14 protein-coding genes are annotated in these 24,658 nt (G+C 44.8%); 12 read left to right on the top strand and 2 right to left on the bottom strand.

Going from position 1 to position 24,658, the window contains the following annotated elements; genetic code table 11:
- Positions 1 to 406 precede the first annotated feature (406 nt).
- The 5 genes from EL633_RS23380 (at position 407) to EL633_RS23360 (ending at position 9,996) form a co-directional block, all read left to right on the top strand.
- Positions 407 to 1,378, top strand: coding sequence for an MvdC/MvdD family ATP grasp protein (locus EL633_RS23380; RefSeq protein ID WP_126629713.1), 972 nt, complete (start codon positions 407 to 409; stop codon positions 1,376 to 1,378).
- A gap of 105 nt (positions 1,379 to 1,483) precedes the next feature.
- On the top strand, positions 1,484 to 3,415 hold the full coding sequence (locus EL633_RS23375; RefSeq protein WP_126629712.1) for an ABC transporter ATP-binding protein: 1,932 nt from the start codon (positions 1,484 to 1,486) through the stop codon (positions 3,413 to 3,415).
- A 41-nt stretch (positions 3,416 to 3,456) separates the two neighbouring features.
- Positions 3,457 to 4,473 carry an SDH family Clp fold serine proteinase gene (locus EL633_RS23370; RefSeq protein WP_126629711.1) on the top strand — a complete coding sequence of 339 codons (1,017 nt, stop codon included), beginning with the start codon at positions 3,457 to 3,459 and terminating at the stop codon, positions 4,471 to 4,473.
- Between the two features lie 1,130 nt (positions 4,474 to 5,603).
- Positions 5,604 to 7,052 (top strand): helix-turn-helix domain-containing protein, encoded by a 1,449-nt coding sequence (locus EL633_RS23365; RefSeq protein ID WP_126629710.1) that lies wholly within the window; start codon positions 5,604 to 5,606, stop codon positions 7,050 to 7,052.
- 397 nt (positions 7,053 to 7,449) lie between these two features.
- Complete coding sequence (locus tag EL633_RS23360; protein WP_161982367.1) at positions 7,450 to 9,996, top strand: tetratricopeptide repeat protein; 2,547 nt, start codon at positions 7,450 to 7,452, stop codon at positions 9,994 to 9,996.
- A 1,052-nt stretch (positions 9,997 to 11,048) separates the two neighbouring features.
- Here EL633_RS23360 and EL633_RS23355 read toward each other — a convergent pair.
- Positions 11,049 to 11,888, bottom strand: coding sequence for a class I SAM-dependent methyltransferase (locus tag EL633_RS23355; protein ID WP_126629708.1), 840 nt, complete (start codon positions 11,886 to 11,888; stop codon positions 11,049 to 11,051).
- 398 nt (positions 11,889 to 12,286) lie between these two features.
- On the opposite strand from EL633_RS23355, the gene EL633_RS23350 reads away from it, so the two are divergent.
- Together EL633_RS23350 and EL633_RS23345 are read left to right on the top strand one after the other, a co-directional pair.
- Positions 12,287 to 13,078 carry a hypothetical protein gene (locus tag EL633_RS23350; RefSeq protein WP_126629707.1) on the top strand — a complete coding sequence of 264 codons (792 nt, stop codon included), beginning with the start codon at positions 12,287 to 12,289 and terminating at the stop codon, positions 13,076 to 13,078.
- A gap of 17 nt (positions 13,079 to 13,095) precedes the next feature.
- Entirely contained in the window at positions 13,096 to 13,926 is an 831-nt protein-coding gene (locus EL633_RS23345) for a methyltransferase domain-containing protein (RefSeq protein ID WP_126629706.1), read from the top strand.
- Between the two features lie 51 nt (positions 13,927 to 13,977).
- On the opposite strand, the gene EL633_RS23340 is transcribed toward EL633_RS23345, so the two are convergent.
- Positions 13,978 to 14,997 (bottom strand): GAF domain-containing protein, encoded by a 1,020-nt coding sequence (locus EL633_RS23340; protein WP_126629705.1) that lies wholly within the window; start codon positions 14,995 to 14,997, stop codon positions 13,978 to 13,980.
- A gap of 435 nt (positions 14,998 to 15,432) precedes the next feature.
- Here EL633_RS23340 and EL633_RS23335 point away from each other — a divergent pair, with 435 nt between their 5' ends.
- The 5 genes from EL633_RS23335 to fxsT all read left to right on the top strand — a co-directional run bounded on the left by EL633_RS23335 (position 15,433) and on the right by fxsT (position 24,503).
- A complete protein-coding gene (locus EL633_RS23335) occupies positions 15,433 to 16,020 on the top strand; it encodes a TetR/AcrR family transcriptional regulator (RefSeq protein WP_126629704.1) in 588 nt (195 codons plus the stop codon).
- Between the two features lie 106 nt (positions 16,021 to 16,126).
- Complete coding sequence (locus EL633_RS23330; RefSeq protein WP_126629703.1) at positions 16,127 to 17,839, top strand: FAD-dependent monooxygenase; 1,713 nt, start codon at positions 16,127 to 16,129, stop codon at positions 17,837 to 17,839.
- An 829-nt stretch (positions 17,840 to 18,668) separates the two neighbouring features.
- On the top strand, positions 18,669 to 19,172 hold the full coding sequence (locus EL633_RS23325; protein ID WP_126629702.1) for a hypothetical protein: 504 nt from the start codon (positions 18,669 to 18,671) through the stop codon (positions 19,170 to 19,172).
- A 12-nt stretch (positions 19,173 to 19,184) separates the two neighbouring features.
- Complete coding sequence (locus tag EL633_RS23320; RefSeq protein WP_126629701.1) at positions 19,185 to 20,762, top strand: hypothetical protein; 1,578 nt, start codon at positions 19,185 to 19,187, stop codon at positions 20,760 to 20,762.
- A gap of 1,176 nt (positions 20,763 to 21,938) precedes the next feature.
- Positions 21,939 to 24,503 carry an FxSxx-COOH system tetratricopeptide repeat protein gene (fxsT, locus tag EL633_RS23315; RefSeq protein WP_126629700.1) on the top strand — a complete coding sequence of 855 codons (2,565 nt, stop codon included), beginning with the start codon at positions 21,939 to 21,941 and terminating at the stop codon, positions 24,501 to 24,503.
- Positions 24,504 to 24,658: the final 155 nt, after the last annotated feature.

The following is a 24,658-nucleotide window of genomic DNA, read 5'->3' as shown; positions in this document are numbered from 1 at the left end:
TCAATAAGTAGAAAAATTGGAATCATACGGAGTTTGAGAAGTAGAAACTTTTACTTCTCAAACTCCTTACCTCTACCCTTTAGAACGAGATATGATTTAGATGGTAAATACATTAGTTATATCTTTTTTAACTGGACTCACGTAGATTTGTTGATAGCAACGGGTTCGTCATAAACCAAGGTGTGTTTTTTATATCGAATATGAGTATATTCGGTTTTGAGGCTCGCCATCGTCTGTCAATAATTAGTGATCGTGTTTCCTGTTTAGATTAAAGAAGATATTCAAGATTAGGAGGCAAATAGAAAAAGAAGCTTTTCGTGAAGAAAGTCTTAGCCAGTATTTTTCCTCTTTATCTTTTGTAGAATAGCACAGATTCTTCATTCTTCCTACCTTTTAGGAGATACAAATGAAACAAAACATACTCATTGTGGCAGAAGAGTTCGAGCCTCATACTGATATTTTACTTGGGTATTTGCGCTCGCTTGGGCATAATCCAATACGTTTGCATACAGCTGATTTTCCACTGAATGCCAGTGTTGAAATTAATTTTGACGGACAGTATTGGCATGGATATCTTCAGACAAAGAAAAGGAGAATATTTTTAGAGGAAATTCGCTCGATCTGGTGGCGACGTCCAGGGGCATATGTAGTATCTTCGGAACTACCTCAAGACCAGAAGAGATTTGTACGAGAAGAACTTGATCATGCGCTTAAAGGAGTATGGTATTCACTCGACTGTTACTGGATGAGCTTCCCACCGTCTATTCGATTAGCATCTAATAAGCCCCGTCAACTGAAACAAGCTGCCGAATTAGGTTTGCGAGTGCCACAGACGTTAATTACAATGGACCCGGATCAAGCTCAAGCTTTTTTTGAGGCCTGTAACGAGAGCATCATTTATAAGACACTCGTGAATCCACAACCAAATAGTGACGTACCCAAGTCCATCTATGCAACACCAATTACAAAAGATCATATGACCTTTTTCGAACAAGTTCGGACAACGCCATGCCTTTTCCAAGAGTACATTCCTAAACAAGTTGAATTGCGTGTCACTGTGATTGGTGATGAGGTGTTTACTGCTGAAATTCATTCTCAAGAGAATGAACGAACCAAATATGACTGGCGTCATTACGAGGTACCAACCCGTATTCAAAAACATACACTTCCAGTGGATATTGCTGAAAAATGTATCCATTTAACCAAAAATTACGGGTTAAACTTTAGTACATCAGATCTTATCCTGACCCCAGAAGGTGAGTACGTATTCTTAGAGACAAATCCGAACGGTCAGTGGTTATGGGTTGAGGAAGCCGTTCCTGAACTTAAGATGAAAGAAGCTTTGGCTGAGTGTTTAATTCGTGGAGCTAATGGCTGAGCGTATAAAATCTCTTTCTTCCATTCCCAATGAGAGAGCCATACCTTCTCGACAAATTACTGTCTCAATACATGAGCAGCAGACGACATTGAAGTGGAGACAATTATGCATAGTTTTCAATCAGTAACACGCCATCTTTCTATTATTCGACAGCTCTTTCTCATCCTGTGGCAAGCAAACGCCCTACTTTTTGTCCTGCTGCTTGTTCTATCGCTGGTAACTGGAGCAATACCAGCACTCACGCTAATTGTAAATGCAAAGCTCATTGATGAAATTGTCTCTTTTGCTTTTCAGCAACGTTCCGCTTCCAGTACTTCATTCCCCTTTCCAATACTTATTCTGCTGTTCATTCTGGCTGGTTCTGGTGCCCTCAATCAAGTGATGGCAAGCACGCGTACAACAATCGAAACTTTATATCGTAAACAAGTGACTAACCTCATTTCTCTTAAAATTGCTGAGAAAGCCTCCTCGCTCGATCTATCCTTTTTTGAAAACCCGGTATTGAGCAATCGTCTTACCCTGGCCTTAAATGAGGCCTCATATAGACCAATTACTATTGTCACATTGTTGTTGACATTACTCACGACTAGTATCACTTTAATATCTGTGACCGTTATCATTGCACGCTGGCATTTTTGGATTCTGCTACTTGTCATAAGTATCTCATTCCTACACTATTGGATTATTGCACGAATGGGTCAAGATCGTGTCTCTCTTACTCTTCGCCAAACGCCAGCAATGAGAAAAACGCAATATATAAGCTCGCTTTTGACCACAGATTTCTATGCAAAAGAGATCCGTCTCTTTAATCTTCGTGATTATTTTCTCAAGAGATATCGACGGCTACAGAATGAAGTCTACCAACAAGATCGTCAATTACTGCGGAAGCACCTTTTCCTGACTATGATAGTAGAACCTCTTCTATCTCTGGTACGTCCAGCTCTTTTAGCTTTTGTTATATGGCAAGCAGTTCAGCGACTGGTTACGCTTGGTTCATTTACTTTGTATACACAAGCAATTGGTCAGTTAGATGGTGGGTTCTCTGCACTGATTTTGACCAGCGCACAGTTATATGAAAATACGCTCTTTTTAACAAATCTCTTTGATTTTCTGGCTCTTTCTCCAACAGTAGAGCCTGTTCAAGATGTTACGACCTCGAATCCGTCAACCCTTTCAGCTCCGAGTATTGAATTTCGTGATGTATCATTCGCTTATCCTGATAGTGCAACTCCAGTTTTAAATCATCTCAACTTTTTTATTAAACCTGGAGAAATCATAGCACTTGTAGGGGAGAATGGAGCGGGGAAGACTACAGTAGTGAAGCTTTTAGCTGGTTTATATAAGCCCACCCAAGGGCAAATTCTTCTGGATGGCAAAGATATCGAAACACTTAATCGTGCTGAGTTGCGCAGTTACTTAAGTGTCATTTTCCAGGATTATGCAGTTTATCATCTTGAAGTACTAGAGAATATTGGTGTAGGGAGTGTGTCTGAAATAGAAAATCAATATCAGATTGAACAGGCTGCATATAAAAGTGGTTTCGCTCCGATTGTAGAAGCACTTCCTGAGAAGTATCAAACGTTGCTAGGGCGTTGGATAGAACGCGGGCATGAATTCTCTGGGGGACAACGCCAGCTCTTAGCACTATCACGTGTTATGATGCGAAAAGCTCCTGTACTAGTGTTAGATGAACCAGGTGCTGCACTTGATATTCTGCGCGAGCAGCAATTCTTCAAAAATTTATTAGAAGAGCAGAAGGAAAAGAGACAAACAATCATTTTTATCTCGCATCACTTTTCCACTGTGCGACGAGCTGATCACATTGTGCTACTTGAGCAAGGAACCGTGATTGAGCAGGGATCCCATGAGCAATTAATGGCTCAGCAAGGGCAATATGCTAATCTTTTCCAACTTCAAAGTCAAGAATATGCTTCAATGGAAGAAATACGTAGAGATGAAGATGCCGTCTTTGAAGAAGAGAAGGAGCATACAAATAGAATGAAATCAACGAAGCACTTTACTGAGATTGATGTTTAATAACAGTTTCTTTGTTTTCATAAGGAAAGTTTGTGACACATATGTATAATAGTCAACAAAATACTTCTCCCGAACATCAACACTCTGTCCATTACATACCGACAAGCTTGCTCGATGCTCTAACCAAGATAGAGACGTTACGGGGCAACCAAGTGATTATTTACTTTGGAGAAGATCAGCCCCCTTTCCCCAAAGCATTGAATGATGAAGACGTTGTTATAATGTATGAGTGTCTTCGAAAGAGAGATCGAAATGATCCTCTTGATATTGTTCTCAACACTTATGGGGGAGATGTTGTTGCAAGTCGCAAAATGGTACATCTATTACGGTCATTGTCATCTCATCTATACATGCTTCTTCCATATAAAGCACGATCTGCTGGGACTCTTCTATGCTTAGGGGCCGATTCAATTGTTATGCATCCTCTTGCCGAGTTAAGTCCGATCGATCCTCAGATTATGAGTGCTACTATGTCCGTTTCTAATACCTCTGCTCGACTCTCCTCCGAAGATATTCGTGCATTTCGCCTTATGGCTGAGCAATGGTTCCAAATAGAGAGTAAAGCGGATGGGTTAGAGCTATTACAATTGCTCTGTCAACGCATCTTTCCTCCCTCGCTCGCTGGTTTTTTTCGAGCAGATCAGCTATTAGAACAGGTTGCGCAGGAACTATTGCAGATCCATTTGCCTGCTGCTTCGGAAGAAACGGTGCAACATATCATGCAAACTTTATTGAGGGGATACCATGACCATTCGTATGCGATTACCCGTCAAGATGCCTCTGAATTAGGCTTGAACATTGCTCATGCAACAATACAAGAGGAACAACTGTTGTGGACTATCTGGCAGCAATCTCGAAGCTATCTGGCAGCAGCGCAAACACAACATCTTGCTCCAGGTTCACGTATTGACGCCCTGATTGCAAGTTCTGATTTCTTTGCACACCATGTTGTCATGCCCCAATCAGTCATCGCAGTGAACAAAGGGTCAGAAGAGAACAGAGAGCATACTTCTGTACCTATGCTTCAGTTAGCTCACTGGGATATTCTACGTTCATAACGTTCTTCACCTATAATTCACGATTAGATATATGGAAGAATGTAACTAAAAAAACAGTAATTTCCTGAAAAGTAGTACAAATTAGTAGGTCAATAGTAACCTTTCTATAACGGCTATCTTAAAAATTATTTGGTTGAAAGACCTGCTTTCTATGAAAAATTGACACGGCAGTTGCAATGTAATACAAGTAACATCTGCTGTAAATTGCTAATCAAGCGTAACCTGGGCTCGGTTACGCTCTTTTTGTTGGGCCAGTATCTGTTACTGAACCTGTTCGGGTGTTGAAAGAAAGCGGTTTAACAATGGTAGCTCAAAGCTAATCGTTCAACATTCGTCATAGTCCTCCAATTACAGTCCTTCTATATGCAATAGATTCCCAGAAGATATAAACGCTTTGCTTTTTTAGGCACAAAGGATTTATCAAGAAGCTAGTCGTATGGGTATTTAAATTAATCATTACTAAATACACCTTTCTGCCTAAAGATGATTCTCAACAAGCCTGATTCATCTCTTTTAATCTGCTGAACACTTCTTCGCGCCTCCTCATCTGTTTATCAAGGGTTAACAAATCGGAAACAGGTTATGAACTCTCTCCGTATTCATGGGCATGCTATTCTCCAAACTTTAGCGGTTTCATAAATTGGTTGTTTACGACTAATTGCTTGCTCATTTCATCTAGATGCATTTAGGAAACTTGCTATAGTCGGGGTGCTAGGAGGCTCATTCTCTATACACTTCATAAATTTACCGCTTTGCCCGGTTCAATAAGCGCTCTTGCTCTTTCTACAGTCAAGATGCAAGAATGACTAATAATGTCACTTACTTTATTTTGCAATCGTATAAGCACTATAGCCTTGGACAAGGTGACCTTTAGAGAGATAAGAAAAAATGAGTTGCTTCTCTCGTGCTTAATTAAGAAGACTTTTTATTTTTATTACTCATTTACTTAAAATTGTTTTGTTCGATACTTAATTTATAAAAAATACACCAAAAATAGCAAAATATTTATATATATACTTGAAATTATTGTATATAATGTTTTTGAAATTATAGAGATCTATTCGTTGTATTTATATACTATTTGGATAGGAATTTTGGGACCAGGAAAGAAGCTGAAAGGAGAATTTTTTGTGGTTCACAACAATTCTTTACGCTTTGAAAGAGACCAACGCGGTTGGTCTCAATCTAAAGTTGCTGGGCTTATAGAAACAAGCCCTCTCTCGATTAGTCAATGGGAAAGGGGTATTTTCTTACCTTCACCGCATTTTCGGGAAAAGCTTTGTGCATTATTTGAGAAGGATGCTTATGCTCTTGGAATTCTTCTACAAACAGATTCAGAGCAATCGCATATTTCTGATCCATTTATTCCATCTCAAAGTTTTCCAGCTTTGGGGCTTGTTGGGCGTGACGCACTCCTTAATTTGCTAGCTGACCGTCTCAGTTCGGAAATTTTTTCGTCAACTGTAACTTTATATGGCTTACCTGGTGTGGGTAAGACAGCTCTCGCATTAGCCCTGACCGAGGTTTCATCGGTCCAAGAGATTTTCTCTGGAGGCGTGCTCTGGGCTGGAGTTGGTCTTAACCCTCACCTTTTTGAACAGCTCTTCCATTGGGGAAATCTTCTCCAAATTCCTGAGCAAGAGATGAAAGAGTGTGCCGATCTTCCATCTCTTGCCAAATGTCTACGAGCTCACATCGGTTCTCGTAAACTATTATTTGTCCTAGATGACATCTGGCATTTAGAGGATTTTCAGACTCTTCAAGTTGGCGGGGTCAATTGTACCTATCTTGTTACAACACGCTTGCCTCGCCTCGCCGCTCAACTAGGTGAGCAGAACACTTTCCACGTTCCTGAACTAGAGAAGATCGAGGGGACGACACTTTTGGCTCGTTTTCTTTCCCATCTGGCCGAGTGGAAACCTCAAGCAATTGAGTCTCTAGTGCAAGAGGTGGGTGGTTTACCTCTTGCACTTACTCTTATTGGTAAATCCCTCTTTGCTTCTGATCAATCTGAAGATTTAGAGAGAATACAAGCTTCTCTTCAACGTCTTCAAGACGTTTCAGCACGCTTGCAACTCAGCGAACCGCAGTCGCTTGTTGAACACCATCCAAGTTTGCCACCAGAACGCTTTATCTCTCTTGAAACTATCATTTCCATAAGTGTTCAGCAACTCTCTTCCCAAGCTCGAGAAGCACTGAAGTATCTCGCGATTATACCTGCTAAACCTAATAGCTTTTCACAGGAATTAGTTAACGTTCTGATATCCAATGGTGGGGAGGAATTCAATGAGTTGTTAGACATTGGCTTAATTGAAGTACATGAAAATGGACGATACACTCTTCATCCAGCTATTGCTGACTATGCTCGAAGCACCTTACATCAGGAAGAGCATGAGCAAAAAAACGTTAAGCAATGTTTTATAGATCGTGTTGTATCATGGTTACAAAATAATTCAGAAAACTATGCCCAGATTGAGCAAGAGTACAGCAATCTTTGTATGGCTTTGGAGCTTGCCATTGAACAAGGTCTACAGACAGACAAATATGTGCAGTTGATAACATTCCTAATGCCATTCTGACGAACGCGCGGGTGGTCTCATGAAGCAACACACTTTTTACAACAGGAGCTTTCTATGACCCAAAGTTTGCAGAGTCAAATAGAAGATATTGTAGAACGTCAAGCAGAAACACGGTATCAAAAAAGCCTTCACATAGTGCGGCAAGAAACATAGTATTGAACAAAGTGCCCTTCTTCCCCATAGTCCCAGTACTCCTGAGACTCAGAATATTATCACAGAGAGCAAGATCTTGCCTGCACAAAAGAGGGCCTAAGCACATCTAGCAATGCAACACAAAAAAAGGAAGCCCACCTATAAGGAAAAGGGAATGAAACTTTGCAGAAGAAGACTGCATACCAGAAAAAGGCTGATGTAATGAGGATAGAAAGAGACTATTTCAATGACTCAGATTTCTTCCTTGCGCTTTGAGCGAGAAAAACGTGGATGGTCTCAATCCAAACTTGCTGAACTTCTTGGCACTAGCTCAAAATCTGTCGGTCAGTGGGAGCGAGGCGTTTTTCTGCCTTCTCCCTACTTCCGTGAAAAGCTCTGTGCATTATTTGAGACAAATGCGCAGACCCTTGGATTCCTTGGAGAGACTGATTCTGAGCAACAGTACATTTATGATCCGTTTATTCCTGTTCAAGGACTGCCATCCTCTGGTTTAATCGGACGGGATGCACTGATCAACTCTTTAATCGAACAGTTGGGTATAGGGGAGCATCTTCCAACGTTGACAATCTATGGAATACCAGGTGTGGGTAAAACGGCTTTACTTCAAGCACTTACCCAGATGCCGCCAATCCAGCAATATTTCTCCGATGGCATTCTCTGGGCTGGTTTGGGTCCCCATCCTCACCTTTTTGGGCATCTTTCTCGTTGGGGACATCTCCTTCAAATCCCTGATCAGGAGATGAAAGAGTGTATCGATCTCGCTTCTCTCGCCAAATGTCTGCGTGCTCATATCGGTTCGAGAAAATTTCTAGTTATACTTGATGATGTTTGGGACCTTTCAGATGTTAAGGCAATCCTGGTGGGTGGCAATCAATGTGTGCATTTGGTGACGACCCGCTTTCCTGACCTGGCGAATAATCTCAGCCAATCACATACACTTCATGTACCTGAGTTAGAGATAAACGAAGGTAAAAAGCTCCTTGCTTACTTTCTTCCACATTACACTGAGCAGGAACCTGAGGAAACGAATTTACTTGTGCAAGAAATGGGAATGCTTCCTTTGGCCCTCACGCTTATTGGAAAGTATCTCTCTCCATATGATCTTCTAGGACAATTTCAGAGATTGAGGAACGCCTTCCAAGGCTTTCATGATTCTTCGGCTCGACTTTTCTTGGAACAGTCTCAATCTCCCATAGAATATCATCCAAGTATTCCACCAAAATATCCCCTCTCCCTTGAGAGAATTATTGCTGTCAGCTTTGAGCATCTCTCTCCTGAGGCTCAAAGATTACTTTGTGCTCTCGTACTTGTACCAGCAAAACCAAACACTTTTTCACTGGAATTGGCAACAGCTTTGATGCCTTTTTCACCTAATGGACTCTATGAGCTGGTAGATGCTGGTTTGGTCGAAACCTATGGAAAAGGACGTTACACCCTTCATCAAACAATTTCCGATTATGCTCAAAGTATGGAACAAGCAGCAGATGGTGAGCAGGAAAAAGCAAAGCAGCGCCTGATAGATTATGCGCTTTCCTGGCTAGGACAGCATTCAGAAGACTATGAGCGGATTGAGCAAGAATATACCAATTTGCTTGCGGTATTGGAACTGGTTTCAGCACAAGCGCGGAACACAGAATTGGTCCAACTTGTACTCGCCTGCTTTTCTTTCTGGCAAATTCGTGGATTGTATGAACAGGCGGAACGGTACTTACAACGTGCTTTGCATGCCGTACAAGAGCTTTCAGATAGCCGGAGACATATCATTGTTCTCAAACACTTGAAAACCATTGAAGAACATCAAGGGAGCTACGAGCAAGCAGAGAAGCACTGTCAAGAAGCATTAGTTCTCGCTCAGCAGGAGGGAGAGCAAGAGCAGAGAAGTCTGATCTTAAGCGATCTCGGCATGATAGAGCTGCGTCAAGGAAACTTTGGACAGGCGGAACGCTACTGTCAGGAAGCAGTAGCCCTGGCCCGTCAAACAAAAGATCGTGATCAGATGATTATCGTATTGAAAAACTTTGGTACTCTAATGCATTATCAAGCCAAATATGAGCAGGCTCAACGTTACTACCGAGAGGGATTAGAATTGGCTCGACAACAGGGTCAACAAGAGCAAAGCAATCAAATCCTTTTCCATTTAGGAGTTGTGGCAGAACATCAAGGAAACTATAAGCAAGCCGAGTTCTGGTATCAAGAAGGCTTAGAGCTAGCTCGGCAGCTAGCGCACCGGGAATATATCATCCGCAATTTAAATGGTTTGGGAGTTATTGCGTATCGTCAAGGCAATGATGAGCAGGCTCGTTTCTCTTTTCAAGAAGGGCTAGAACTGGCACGACGATTAGGTCATCGTTCGCTCATCTGCAACCTGCTCAGAAATCTCGCTGGGTCCAGTAGTAGGCGGGGAAACCATCGTCAAGCCGAAATCTATCTTCAAGATGGATTAGAACTGGCTAGGCAGATTGGAAATACTATAGTGGCTGCTGAAATTCTGGTGGATCTGGGAGAATGTCGGCTTTCAGAAAAGCAGATTGATCAAGCCAATGACGCTTTTAAGGAAGCCTTGCTTTGTCTCCCTAAAGAGAGTCAAGAAGTGTATGCATATGCTCATTATGGATTAGCACAAGTGGCAGCATCGCGCAAGCAGTTTGAAGAAGCTTTTAAACATAGTAAGGAGAGCCTCACAATATTTGAGCAGGCAGGACATCATAAGGTAAATGAAGTACGACATTGGGTAGAGCAAATGGAATGCGTACTTCACGAGCAGGACGCTTTAGACATGGAGGCATTATGACACCACACATCTCCTATGAGAAGGATTAAGAACTGGTCTTTCCAAAAGCCGTGGCTGGATTGATGAACGTTTTTAGTTTGCACCTTTACTGTCTAACAAACAGAATGGAGAACCTCCCATTTGTAGCGTATGGAGTATAGCCTTTCTTAAAAAAAGCCTCTTGCTCTAAAGCAAGAGGTCCAACCCAATTCTTGAATCTCTTGTGAGACACTCATTTCTGTTTGGATGATTTTAGTAGATAAGGTGGTTGCCATACCCCTACATACTCCCGATCTTGTGCTGAGCTCAATAGTAGGTATACCAATAGGGAAGGCCTTTTCCACCCGTTATGCATTTTAGGCATCTGGGTTGATGCAGCGTCTATACTGCTGCTGATAGGTGAGATGGACTCTCTGGTACTCCAGTTCTTGCCAACACTGGCATGATGAAAGGGCATAATACTCGATAAATTGGGAAGAGACGAAGAGGCACTGGTGTCTTAAGATGAAGCGCATGAAGGTTAGATTTGCCAGCAGCAGGTCATTCCTTACGAAATGAACAAAGAATATGAAATGAGAGATAGTGTTGTTTGGCTCATATATAAGCCAGATCGGCACATAAGGCTCTGGCAAGAAATGATCATTTAGGTTGGGTTGCCGTGCTCTGGCCTAACCTGCGGGTGAGATCGTCGAGTGTTAGCGCCGGGTGTATATTGAGGCGATGAAAATTGATACATATCCAGGCCACTTGGCCTGGATTGCCAATTTATCTGCCGCAGTGGCTAAGTTATGAGCCAAATGACAGATATACCTACTGCACCTGTACCAAGCCTCCAGCCAAGATTTTTGGATGATGAAGATATTTAGGGATGGTATATGCGTTACTGGGCCTGTAGCGCAATGAAGTAGCCAATTCCTCTATTCTCTCTGGTCGTAAAGAACCATTTCCATAAAAACTTGATGTGCAGTTCAGCCCCCTTTAGGCTACTTTCCTATTTCAACTTCATGTTCCAACTGTGGGCAAATCCCTAACCAGGAAGGGCTGAGCATGCTTTTTGTGTTGTGCCATTGGTATCATTTCTTCTCTTTGCGACCCCATACTGTCATTCCATAGTGTATGGCATGGAAGGTTGGACGAGCAAAATCCAAATGCATTTGATGCAAAAAAGGAGAAATGTACTCGTGTGTGATAATATGGCGCTGTGCCATAAATGGTAAGCGTTGTTGTGCTTGTAAAAGCAGATCCTGTGTCCATCCCTTGTGGATCGGTGTTCCGTAAGAGAAGTTAATGAGGTGAGGGATCAGGACCGTTTCCCAAAAATTCGCAGCCACAAGGGGTTCTAGTTCATAGAGCTGGCTCTGAAGGGCGTGTGAAAAATTCTGTGCTGCACCCTCCATTTGCCCCTCCAACTCATTCCATGTGTTTAAAGTAGGAGCATTTGAGCGAGCATACTCAAATGCTGTCAATCGAATCCACCCACCCTTTTTTAATAGGCGCTTACCTTCTTGGAGGAGATGGATCCATTGCTGATACGATAAGGGCAACTGAGCACAGTGTAGAGAAATAATATCAAAGGATGCATCCTGAAAGAGAGCAAAGTCTGTATAAGATGCGAGGTGAAAGACAGAAAGATGAGGAAGAACTTTACTCCTGATGGCTGCGCAGCGAACCATGGCCTCGCGTGTATCGACACCAACAATGCAAGCGTTCTTATAGGTCTGTGCACATTCTACCATCCATCCTCCCGGGCCACAAGAAACGTCGAGAATGTGCGTTTTACGTTTGTTGATAGCAGGATACACGCGAGATACTCCAGGGAGTACTTCTCCTAAGCACGTCGTGACCAATGGTTGTTTATTGGTTAACCTCGCAATTTCGATTGCATCACCATGTATGTGGATTTCAGATACCATAAGAAGCTCTTGATTCGTTTCTTTATATATCTGCACTACAAACAACTATGCATCTACATGAAATGATATACAAAGTGATTAAGAGCCAATTTAGAGTGGAATACTTCAACTCAAAGATAAAGATAACATTTTTTGTGTTCATTTGTCAACTTTGTACACAAAGATATTTCAGCTGTCTCTATTGCTGTTCTACTATTTCTCTCTATTGATAGATCAGAGCGTATTATTATCTGGATAAAGCATGATTTTCTTGAACAAAGTATTATACTTGTATACAAATTGAAGATACAAAGTTATTATTGTGATACGTTGTTATCTATAAAGGTTGTCAAGAGTTGTCGATGGTTGGCGGTAATGTGGCCGCTGACAGTCATTATCTCTTTCGATAAGGTGGCTATATGCGTGATAACTGGCGAGAGATGTTAAAAACTATAGTTGCTGATGATAAAAGGCACAAGATGTTAGAGGCAGAGCTTAATATAAGCTCAATCACCATTGACCGGTGGATCAGTGGTGAATCAAACCCTCGCATAAATAATATTCGAGCGCTACTCGCAGTTCCTTCCTTAGAGAAGGATTTCAAAAAATGCCTGGCTCAGGCCTATCATGTAGAGGCTACTCCTGAGGCTCAAGATCAATCCACCAGAGAAATCCCTGGCGTTCTGTATGACTCGATATTAAAAGATTTAGCAACGAGGGCTGATACATTAAGAACATGGGGCGTTATTGCTTTGTGCCTCAATGATATGGCCGTACGCCTGGAAGCCCAAACATACCGGGCGCACTATATCATATCTCAGTGTTACTATCAACAAAATAAGCTTATTCTTAAAGAACAATATATATTTTCTTACACGAGCAGAAACACACAACGCATACTTGTTGATAGTTATCTAGATTCTGACACTTTGCCGTTTATTGCAGTAGAGGTTGGACATGATATACTAGGACAGGATGGGCATGTAACGAACCAGATTGGAGCAGGGAATATTCGTTCTTCAGCGGCATTTCCATTCCTTCGTTTTGGAAATGTTGCTGGATGTTTTACGGTGTGTAGCGAAGAAAGCTCTTATGCTTCACTGTTTTATCGACATTTCGAAAAATACAGTGTGCTTTTGTCACTGGCATTTTCAGATAGAGAATTTCTCGCGATTGCTGATCTTTTAGCGCCAAATCCTACAAGGCAGTAAAGAAAGGGGATGTACCGATGGAACGGAACGACTACTTTATTGACCCTGAGTCAGCGGCTGAAATGGCTCGTCTTTTAGAGCAGGACAAACTGATTACCGGTGGAAAACCACTTCCAGAACAAAGCGCGGAAATGCTTGAACACATTATTGATGTGCTTGATATTGCGTGCGGTCCAGGAGGATGGGCGTTGGAATTAAGCCGCCTGGCACCACACATGCATATCACTGGCATTGATATTAGCGAACGCATGATCGCATTTGCCAATCAGTTGGCCAGAGCGGAGTCAGCAAATGCGCATTTTGTGAAGATGGATATCAAAGATCTCTCGTTTGAAGAGGAAACATTTGATCTGATTAACATGCGTTTTATTGGTGGTTTCATGCTCCGTGAATCCTGGATGCCCCTCATCGAAAAATGCAAATCGTTATTGCGGCCTGGAGGTATTTTACGCCTCACTGAGAGCGAGGCTGCCATCACAAACAATGCGGCGCAAACGGAAATGACCAACTATATTGTGCGCAGTATGTATTTGTCGAATCGAGGATTCAATCCAACGACGACGATGGGCATTGTGAACCAGCTTCCCTCTTTTCTCCGGCAAGCGGGATTCCAACAGGTGCATATCCACCCGTCTGCGATCGATATCAGTTATGGTCAGGAACAGGCGCAAGCAGTCCAACAAGATTTTTCGATTGCCTTACAGTTGCTTAAACCCTTTTTGCTTCGTGCCAATATCATCAGTTCCCCACAGGTATTTGATGATGTGCTTGCTCAGATGCGCGATGGATGGTCTCGTCCCGATTATACGGGGATCTGGTTTCTTTTGACTGCCTGGGGCATAAAGTAGGATCCTCTTTTTTGGTAGGCACGCTTTGATGAGGAGGAACGCTATTCTTCCTCATCCCTCGATGGTTTCCAGACGGTGGGCCAGCGGGGTTAGTTGCAGGAGTTCGCCTTCGATGGTCTGACGTACGTTGACTTCAACCTGAGCTAATTCCTGAAGTGATCCATGTTGGACGGACCGTTTATATTCCTCGTTCACACGCTGGCGAAATGTGTTGAAATAGGTATGCTGGATCTGCCATCCTGGGAGCGTGGCGAGGTCAAGATAGGACCTGTCGACAAAGTCCTGCTGAGAGAGGGCGAGGCATACCAGGTCTGCATATCTTTCCAGAAGTCTGAGTTTTTCCTCGGTAAAAAAATGAGGCTGGTTACTGGTTGCAAGGAGTGCACCAGCGATCTTGCCACTCCACATCAGAGGCGCAGCTGCGCAACTCAGCTCCTGTTCTTGACGAGAGAGTGGGAGCGCTATGCCCGGATCCCGTGTATCTGGAACGAGCAGGCTATGTCGTCGCATCACGACGTATCCTGCGAGTGATTCCACCCCAAAGAGCCTTTCTTGCATATGAAAATCCGTTCGCCAGGGCGCTGTCCCTCGCACTCCCAATGCCCTGAGTGATCTGATTTTTCCATGCTCCTTTGGTGGCATACAGCCAGCAATAATCATTTCAAGTCCTGCATCCTCGGTTGTTCTTAATTGGGTGAGCGCATGAAACAACAGCGTTCCACCCAACAACCAGAATGGATTGGGTGCATTACGGGCCAACTGGAGGATCTCTTCGTAGATCTGGAAGGGAATATGCTCAGATGGTCGTTCAGCGGGAAGTGGTGCTTCTAGCAGTTGGAGCGTCGGATCTTCCTGCATGAGGAGACGCAGTTGATTTCTTTCCTGCTCAGGAAGAGCCTTGAGAAGCCGATGGATGTGTGATGGATCGGCCGTATTCTCACCATTTCTCCAGCGCTGGACGGTGGTACGGGAAACGCCAATCTCTGTATACAGACGCTGTTTTTCTGCCGCAGATAGCCGGCGGATGAGATCGTCGAGATAGCGACGCCAGGCAGCTTGCTCTTGTGTCATACGTTCCTCACTGTGTATGATATTTTGTCATGTGTATAGAACATGCTCGTGTTCATCATCAACTTTTTCCTCTTCCTATTGTACCTGAAAATTGCCTGTTTTTTACCAGATGATACGTTTGATGAATGACCTGAAATATGCGCAGTTGCCCCCGATCATGAGCAGCAGCACCATTGATAGGCTAGGAACTGACTCCTGACGCGGATTGTCCCGTAGCGTTTTTGTAAATTCGAATGATCAGCACAAGAATGCGTTACAATATTCACCAGCATCATCCTACACAGAATAAGGACTGAATGTTCAAGAGGAAATGTCACAATCATCCTTTTACAAGGGTGTTATCGTATGCTTCTCTTTCGTTTCTTCTCACGGAGCATATGTAACTCTTGACTATATTCGTTTTTTAGTCTAGAATATATTGGTGAGGAGAAAAAGATGACACGAATGCTTCCAGAGCAGACACGCGAACATATCCTGGACAGAGCCGAACAACGTTTCTGGACCTTTGGCTTTAAGAAAACGACGATTGACGAAATTGCTGCCGATGTCCATGTTGGCAAGGGATCTATTTACCAGTTTTTTGAGAGCAAAGAGGCGATCGTCCTGGCAACTATTGCCCGCCATAAACGTGCGCTACTTCAAGAGCAGATGTGCCTTTGTCAAGATGCTACCCTTTCTCCTGTCGAGAAACTCTGTCGTTGTGTGAAATTGCCTATTCTGGATACGCATCGCCGCTTTGAAGAATATCCACATGGACGAGATATGGTGATCTCCGTTCATAGTTCTTTACCTGACCTTTTGCAGCCTCTAATCGAAGAGGAGATGACGCTACTAGCAAAAATTCTTGAAGAAGGGAGAACTCAGAGGGACTTTGCCTTTGATAATGCTCTCGAAACAGCCTGGGATATTCGCAATATGACCTATGGGTTTTGGCCGCCTTACTCATGCGTCCAAGGAACGGCAGCAGTGAATACCGCCCTCGACCATCTGCTTCATTTTGTCTTACGTGGACTACACACCTGATCCATGCCGTTTTTGATCTTACTGTTTGCTCTCCACATTGTGCGATTGTTTTTTGACTAAAATACGAATATAGTCATTTGTTTGCTTCATAAAGGAGATCGTTTGTATGACTCTGTGTTCATCTGATATTCTCATCATTGGTGCTGGTCCTGTTGGCCTCACCCTTGCCGGGGAACTCTTACGCTATGGCGTCAGTTGTCGTGTGATCGAGAAAAGGGTGGAACCTGCAACCAGCTCACGAGCACTAGGAACTCATGCTCGTACACAGGAAGTCTTTATGGCAATGGGGATCTTTGATGAAATTCGTTCTCATGCCCAGCCGGTACATCGCTTTGATATGTATGAACGGGGCGAGCGACTGGGGTCCTTTGATCTTCCCCTCGAAAGCTTTGGCACTCCTGCCACCTCCAGTTTATTCATCGGGCAAGCCACAACAGAGCGTATTTTGCGTGAGCATGTCCTCTCTCTGGGAGGATGCATTGAAGATGGAGTCGAGCTGGTCAGTTTCACACAACACCCTGATCATGTTTCGGTCACGTTGCGAGATGATCAGGAGCAGGAACAGCATCTCTCTGTTTCTTGGCTTGTTGGCTGTGATGGTGGTCATAGTGCTGTGCGCAAGCACCTTCAGCTTCCATTTGAAGGTGCGGCAGATGAAACATGGCTTGTGGTTGACGCACAGGTTGAGTGGAATCTTCCCAATGATGCCATTCAGATGTTTCGTTCACCCGATGGGGTCGTTATGGCCTTCCCTTTTCCAGAAGCAGGGAAGTGGAGATTGTTAGAAACCAACATTCCAGAGCCATTGAACGAGACGACCGTTGCGCGTGTACTTACCGACAAAATTGGGCGTACCCTGAACCGTCCGATCACTGTCCATGTGCCAAGTTGGATGTCTCGTTTTACTATTCAACAACGCAAAGTTTTGACAATGAGTGTGAGACGATGCTTTTTGGCAGGTGACGCAGCTCATGTGCACAGTCCGGCAAGCGGTCAGGGGCTCAACACTGGTATTCAGGATGCCTATAATCTGGCGTGGAAGCTTGCCCTGGTTGTTCAGGGGAAGGCGAGAGAGTCCCTTTTAGCCTCGTATACATTAGAACGCGAACCGATAGCGGCTCACCTTTTACGTTCGGCGTTACTGAGTACTCGACTGATTAGTCCACGCAATCCTCTGGTGAAATACGCAGGTAGCGTGATGAAACAGGTCTTAAGATTTGAACCGCTTCGTCATGCCATTTCACTGCGGATTACACGAGGAATGACGGCACTTACTATTAGCTATCCTCACAGCCCAATTGTGGGTGAAAACTGGATGAGCAGGTCAGGAAGACGCAGCTTTTTTCTAAATGCCAACCACTATTTCTCACCTGGATTCGCGCCCGGTTCACGTGTTCCAGATATGTTGATAGATAGGGGTGCGGGAACCCATCTTTTCGATTATCTCCAGCGCACGTACTTCACACTGTTGCTCTTCACAGGAAAGAACGCTTCTGATGAGGTGTATGAAGCGTTGAAGGAGATAATTGCAACTATCTCGGAGCGATATGGGGATACGATTGCTGTGCTGGTTGTCAGTTCATCCAAGCTTGTTGTACCGTCTATTTTGGAGCAACAGGCGGAAGTTATAAGAGACCTGGAAGTGACAATGCATCGTCGCTTTGGTATCATGGGCAATGGTGTGTATCTGATTCGTCCCGATGGATATGTTGGCTATCGCGGTCAGCCAGTGGCGTCAGATGCATTGTTCAATTATATAGAAGCATTCCTTGTTCCAGGGACAGCACCACATACAGAGCGATTTATCGAAAATTATTGAAAAAGGAGTATGTTTCCTCCGAAATTGTAAATAGAATGTACTTCAATGCCTCGCTTCTGAGAAAATGCGAATCTTTGGTCTGAATTTATCCCAAGATTGACTCAATCTTGGGTATCCTGCCCAGGAATTACAGGTGCAGTCAACGCAGGTCGATTCATTCAATTCTCCTGCTCACTTAGATAGCCAAATAGATGCGCTCAGGTTGGCTCAAGAGCGTAGACCAGTATCGCGCACGTTCTGCTGCATCTGGTATCTTGCTCCTGGGCCGCGCCTGTTTTTTGATAAGGAATTCCCAATTTTGTGAAGCTGCGAAGCACAGTCACTCCTCACTTACCGTATAAGCCATTCTGCCCTTTCTAAAGCATGGCAAGATACATGCGCTGGTGCTGCGCCGCTCAAGATGAAAATTGAGAGGCTTTTTTCTTTTCCACCGATAGTTCTCAGCTAGATTTACACGCTCGTGATGGAAGAACCAGATGTGGAGTTTTTATCATGCGGTGAAGTATTGTGCTGTTTATGATGTAATAGTTGCTTCCATAGTAATTCATTTACTCACGTCTTCACTTCATTTTTTGTGCTTTCCGGTCACCGGTTTGAGTGCATTTTACGCTACCTTTTGATGCATAGCGTATCAAATTACGTTGACAAATGCATCAATTTCATGGTATAGTGGCTATGGAGCTGAGTGCTTCCACCCGTGTTTGCCAGATATTCTCTGATTGTCGCGATAAACAGAGTGGGCAGGTGACCCTTCCAGAGATAAAGGTTCGTGTTTTGCGTCGATATTAGATCACCTCGTCTCGTATCTTCAAAAAGGAGAAAAATAGTCATGGCCAGTCTTACGCGCAGGGAACGTTATCCAGCAGGATCCAATGCAATGATGCCATTTCGGCTTACCTCTCTTCTCGAACCAGATCATGTCCTGTTTTTTAACCCGAAACTGGGAACGTTATCTCATGTGGCCCCAGGACCAGAGTTTCTTGAAGAACAGCAATTTACGGTCAGCGAATTGTGTTTATTGATTCCGCTCCTGGAAAGCTATCCGCACTACTGCCCCTATGAACAGTTGCTGGCATCCTTTGAAAGGGGGCGGCAGGCCTCCCAGGAGGATATTGAGCGCTCCCGTCTTCGTTTGCAAACAGCTGAATACGAAGGTCTCTGGGATGAGTATATTCGCCCTTTGCGAGGATCCCTCTCACGTGCGCGGCTGAAATTACGGCGTTTTGGCATCGACGTGGTTGCTGTCACGGTGACAGGATATATGCTGAAGCGTTTTCCATACGCGTCCTCACAGGAGGGTGTTGATCAGGGGCGTTTCCATGCTTTCGTATAGAAAAGAGGGAATATGCTGCAGGAAGCTCTCGAAGAAAAGCTGCATGTCATTCATGTTGACCCTCGGGATCAGCTCGCAGGGGTCTTGAAAAGGGTACAGGAGACCCCTTCCGACGTCCCGTTGCTTGTCCTGTCCGGAACCGCATCTCAGCGACATGCTTTTCGCCACATTCATGATTTTCGGATACTCACTACACAGAAGAAGCATATTGCTCTGGTTATTCCTGAGGCGGATAGATTGGCCAGGTACTTGGCAAAGGAACATGGATTTTCTCCTATCTTCTCCTCGCTTGAGGATGCCAGGGACCAGATCACGCTCTTGCAGTCAGAACGTGTTGATACACAACAACGTGATCTGTTTCCTACACGACCACCATCGACGCTACGTGACACAAAGCCACTCCAGCAAAAACGGCCATCGCAAAGGTCAATGAGGTTTCCGCTTGTCGCCTTGAGTATTCTCACTATCTTGACCGCCGTCTTTTTTGTTTTCGTACAGCAGCAGTTGACGCCTTATATGCTCAGCCAATCTCCGCCTCCTGCACCAGTGATTGTTGGTCAGGTCGCGTTTGAAAGTAGCCGCATCTATAACCAGGAAGGGACAAGTGGCGTGAGCGACCAGGTCCATCTTGCGTTGCAGCATGTTCTTCCCCCCAAAAGTGGGAATACGTACTATGCCTGGCTGCTCGGTGACAAAAACGTGAGCGATGGGCGTCCACGTTTGCTCGGAACGCTTTTTCCGCACAACGGGTTTGCAGAGCTCATCTATCGTGATCCAGAACACCACAACCTTCTAGCTACCTATAGTCAGTTTCTGCTGACCGAGGAAAGCCAGAGTAGTGCTCCGCCGATTGTTCCTTCGCCAAATAGTCATGCCAGGCGCTATTCAGGATCAATTGCCCAAATACCCTCCTCCAGTGATAGTCGTCATTTCAGCTTCCTTGACCACCTACGACATCTGCTTGTCCAGGACCCAACCCTGGAACCACTGGGGCTCCACTCAGGACTTGATTACTGGCAGTATAAAAATTGCGGGAAGCTCATCGAGTGGACCCAATCAGCGCGTGATGAATGGGGACACGCTGATGTATCATTGATGCGGCGGCAACTTATTCGTACTCTGGATTATATTGATGGAACGGCGTACGTCTATCAAGATGTGTCTGTAAAGACGCCCTTGCTCGTCGATCCAACCCTGTTACGTATGGGCCTGATCAATGTTTCTCCGACGCAAGCAGTCGAAGGATTCTTCCCCCATATCGCCAGTCACCTGACAAGTGTTGCCACCTCTCCCGGTGTCACAACTCGACAAACACAGATCGCTGCAAGAGCTGTCACTGCGATCAATGGCATCATTCATATGCTTGGGCAGGCCCGGTACGATGCCAAAGCATTGATTGCCATGTCGGACGCGCAGCTCCACCAACCGGCGGCCCAAACGCTGCTGAGCGAGTTAGCGAATGTGACCAATGATGTCTACACCGGGAACACACAGCAGCAAGGTTGTGTGTGGCTTCATCAACAGATCGAGCAGTTGGCGGCCTTTTCTATAGAGCGAGCTGAAGAGCAAAAGGACGGCCCTGGAAAGTAACGACTCACTTTTTTCTCGTATCAAATCGCACCCATAGGCATGCTAAAAGTGCAATATGTTTTTGCGATTTATTTTGTACAGAAAAAATGCATGGGACACGAATAATATCTATAATTGCAATAGACACATTTGTGTATGTCAGTATTCACTAAGGAAGAGATCCCTGTGATTCTTACATGTCCCCAGTTCGTTTTTGTGATCATTGCTTTGATCATATTTGTCTTCTGCTTGCTCGTTCTCGCGTCTTACCAGTTCCATACCTGGCAGGCAATAAGCGCCGTTCCTGCTATCGTTTATCCCGATAGTTAATTGATCGATCGGTGATGACATGTACGTGCCTGCTGCAGAAATTCTCAGCATCTCTCTTAGCAAGAAAGAGGAAATGACATGACCACACGTCCGCGTTTTCTCGTGCTTTTTGCCATAGGAGCTTTCACTATAGTGATGGCAGTGCTCTGCCTGGCTCCGCAGACGCATCTATCCACTGGTATCGCCTCTCCCCATGTCGCCATTCCCTGGTACGCTTTTGCTGATCCGCACATCATCATTTCCTGGTTTGGTTTTGTTTCCGTGCTCCCGCATGTTTCTTTTCCCTGGTATAGCTTGACTTTGCTCCTTGTCGCATCTCACGGGTTTATCATCACGCCAAATGCATTCGTCCCGTGGTTTACGATTCCTGGAAGCACTCCGGCGATATCAGTCCCCTGGTATACGCTTTCCTATATAATCTTCATAGGGTCAGCATGCTTCTACGTTTGTAAGGACAAAAGGAGCTCATGATGAGTTGTTTACGTGATAGGAATAGTATCCTATTTGTTTGTGTCATGATTGTAGCGATCGTCTTCCTGACCGCTTCTACTACGATTTTGGGAAGCCAATCCCAGTAGTTTTTACACTTCATCCATCCAAATGCCTTTTATTCCTACAATTAAGACATTGATATGGTGAGGAGATGCAACACAACGGTGAAACGCGTCACGTCGGATAATAAGGAGAACAGCATGTCCCACTTTGATTAGTGCAGATTTTTTCCCTTCTGTGACTTGCTTGAACCTTTGCACATCCAAGAACTGGGAGTAGGAGAAGCCATCTTTCTACTCGTCTTTAGTGTATAGAGAATAAGAATACTCTAGGGATGTCGTTTTTATGAGCAGGTCAGGAAGATAGGATATATACATGGGTACCAATGAGATTTTTCCCTTTGGAGACCTCCTGAAAAACTATCGGAAGCGGAAGCATATCACACAGCGAAACCTTGCCATACTCCTGGGAGTCCACTACAACACGATTTGGGCATGGGAGCAAGGAGACTATTTACCAGGAACCCGGGGGATCGTTCTAGAACTTGCGAGACTCTTGGACCTGGATACATCTGATACCGGCGCGTTGCTTGAAGCAAGTTTAACCGCTTTACCGCCTTACTGGAATATCCCCTATCAGCGTAATGCGTTCTTTACTGGGAGAGAGGTATATCTGAAAAAGCTCTATCACCTCCTTGGGGCAGAGCAGGAAGTCCATTCCACACAATCTTGTGTCCTGAGCGGCATGAGTGGTATTGGGAAAACGCAAATCGCTCTTGAATATGCCTATCGATACCATCACGAATTTTCAGCGGTGTTCTGGCTTGCTGCCGAAACGCAAGAAAGCCTTATCACGAGTTGTACCTCAATCGCAGCGATTTTAAAGTTAGACGAACAACACCAAAAAGAGCAATACAAGATTCTGTCGGCCGTTAAAGAGTGGCTCACTTTCCATCGCCAATGGCTGGTAATTGTGGATAATGTTGAGCATCTTGAGGTGATTCGTCCGGTGTTGCCCGCTGCTCGGCAGGGTTCACTGCTCTTTACGACGCGCTTGCAGACGCTTGGTTCGCTTGCACCTGTCATTCCAGTTGAACGCATGTCTCACGATGAAAGTAGAACTCTTTTTCTTATTCGTCGTGCGTTCTCTCAGGACCTGCACCCCAGCCCCTCGACGGTGGAAGAACACATGACGGATTCCATCGTTGCTTTGCTCGATGGTCTTCCACTTGCTTTAGATCAGGCAGGAGCCTATATCGCAAAAACTGGTTGTAGCCCCTCCGATTTTTCTACCCTCTTCAATGCCAATCCTTTTCAGTTGTTGGATGAACGGGAGCATCTTGCGACGTATCCCTTCTCTGTGGCGAAAACATTTACTCTCTCTTTCTCCCGAATCCAACAGACGAATCCAGCCGCAGCGGCCTTGTTAGGGATCTGCTCTTTTCTGGCTCCAGATGCTATTCCAGAAGCCTTGATAACAGAGAATATCGGTTGTCTGGATGCACATGTGCGGGAATGGATTTCTACTCCTTTTACCTGGCAAACCCTCTTTGAGGATTTGCTCTCTCATTCCCTTGTGAATCGTCATGCGCACACAAAAACGATCTCACTCCACCGTTTGGTGAAAACGATTCTGACGCAAGCACTCCCAGAAGATGACCGGCGAATTTTTCTGGATCAAGCCCTCTGCCTTGTGAATCAAGCCTTTCCTGCTCTATTTGAACAGATAGAATATTGGTCCTGGTGTGAGCAGGTTGTACCTCATGCCCTAACTGTGCTTCATCATTGTGAGCAAGAAACCCTTTCTTCACTCTATCGAAGTGAACTCTTGACCAAAACGGCAGCATATCTCACAGTGAGAGCGCGCTATAATGAAGCGGAAAAGCTCTATCAACACATGCTTGCACTCCAACAACAGACACTTGGTCGTATACATGCTGAAGTTGCAGGGACCCTCAATCAGCTTGGAAAACTTGCGTATTGGCAGGGGAAGTATGCAGAAGCAGAAACGAACTTTCGGCAATCCCTTGATATCCGAGAGAATGTGTTGGGATCCCTGCATCCTGATGTTGCCGCCTGTCTCAACAACCTGGGAGATCTCTCTCTCAAGCAAGGTCAATATGCAGAGGCAGAACGCCTGTTTCAACGTGCTCTCCTCATACGAGAAAAGGCGCAAGGACCTATGCATTCGGCTGTGGCCCTTCCTCTGAATAATTTGGCTCTTCTGTATTTTATGCAGGAGCGCTATACGGAGGCAGAGCCGTTGTATGATCGGGCATTACAGCTCCGCGAGCAGTCACAAAGCTCTATGCAGTTAGAATTGGCCTTTCCTCTCAACAACCTCGCCATGGTATATGCGGCGCTCAATCGCTATGAAGAGGCTGAAGCCCTCTATCGACGTGCGATACGTATTCGAGAACAAGCACAAGGTTCAGGTCATCCTGATCTGGCCTCGCCTCTGACTAACCTGGCTGATCTTTCTGTGAAACAGGGCAAATACCACGAAGCAGCAGCTCTCTATCAAAGAGCTCTCAAAAATCTGGAAGAAAGCCTTGGATCGGACCATCAAGAGGCATCTTACTGCATTCGTGGATTAGCAGAACTTGCTGCAAAGCAAGGAGAGGAGAAACAAGCTGAAGAAATGTTCCTACGTGCTCTTCAGATCCAGGAACGTGCTCTCGGTCAGCATCATCCCGAACTGCTGGAGTTGTTGTGTGAGCTTGCTCAATTGTATCGTTTTCAACAGCGATATGAGGAAGCGGAACCCCTCTATCAGCGCGCGCTTGCCATAGGAAAAGAGGCTTTTGGTCCTTCTCACAAACGGTTTCGTGTCGTCTTACAGCACTATACTGCTCTACTGTACACCACCCAACGAAACCGAGAGGCGGCCCAACTTGAACACCTGTATGCCAGTTTGTCTGAAGATGTACCTCACATGTGAAATCATAGTCAGGTTGTGATCGTGTGGCAGTATGCTTCTCTTAGAGTCTTTTAAGACTCCTTGAGAATGCAGCATCTTGCAATACACGAACTCCACAGGCCCTATGGTCGAGCATTTTTCGTGGGGAGAAGCACTGTGGAGTTCGTTTCTCAAAA

Origin of the sequence: Dictyobacter alpinus, from assembly GCF_003967575.1 — a bacterium.
GTDB classification, from domain to species: domain Bacteria; phylum Chloroflexota; class Ktedonobacteria; order Ktedonobacterales; family Ktedonobacteraceae; genus Dictyobacter; species Dictyobacter alpinus.
This window is presented reverse-complemented; position numbering and strand designations above follow the sequence as displayed.

Excerpts from the sequence above, each read along its gene's own strand:
- EL633_RS23380 (WP_126629713.1), top strand. The coding sequence starts at position 407 with ATGAAACAAAACATACTCATTGTGGCAGAAGAGTTCGAGCCTCATACT.
- EL633_RS23375 (WP_126629712.1), top strand. The coding sequence starts at position 1,484 with ATGCATAGTTTTCAATCAGTAACACGCCATCTTTCTATTATTCGACAG.
- EL633_RS23370 (WP_126629711.1), top strand. The coding sequence starts at position 3,457 with ATGTATAATAGTCAACAAAATACTTCTCCCGAACATCAACACTCTGTC.
- EL633_RS23355 (WP_126629708.1), bottom strand. The coding sequence starts at position 11,888 with ATGGTATCTGAAATCCACATACATGGTGATGCAATCGAAATTGCGAGG.
- EL633_RS23350 (WP_126629707.1), top strand. The coding sequence starts at position 12,287 with ATGCGTGATAACTGGCGAGAGATGTTAAAAACTATAGTTGCTGATGAT.
- EL633_RS23345 (WP_126629706.1), top strand. The coding sequence starts at position 13,096 with ATGGAACGGAACGACTACTTTATTGACCCTGAGTCAGCGGCTGAAATG.
- EL633_RS23340 (WP_126629705.1), bottom strand. The coding sequence starts at position 14,997 with ATGACACAAGAGCAAGCTGCCTGGCGTCGCTATCTCGACGATCTCATC.
- EL633_RS23335 (WP_126629704.1), top strand. The coding sequence starts at position 15,433 with ATGACACGAATGCTTCCAGAGCAGACACGCGAACATATCCTGGACAGA.
- EL633_RS23330 (WP_126629703.1), top strand. The coding sequence starts at position 16,127 with ATGACTCTGTGTTCATCTGATATTCTCATCATTGGTGCTGGTCCTGTT.
- EL633_RS23325 (WP_126629702.1), top strand. The coding sequence starts at position 18,669 with ATGGCCAGTCTTACGCGCAGGGAACGTTATCCAGCAGGATCCAATGCA.
- EL633_RS23320 (WP_126629701.1), top strand. The coding sequence starts at position 19,185 with ATGCTGCAGGAAGCTCTCGAAGAAAAGCTGCATGTCATTCATGTTGAC.
- fxsT (WP_126629700.1), top strand. The coding sequence starts at position 21,939 with ATGGGTACCAATGAGATTTTTCCCTTTGGAGACCTCCTGAAAAACTAT.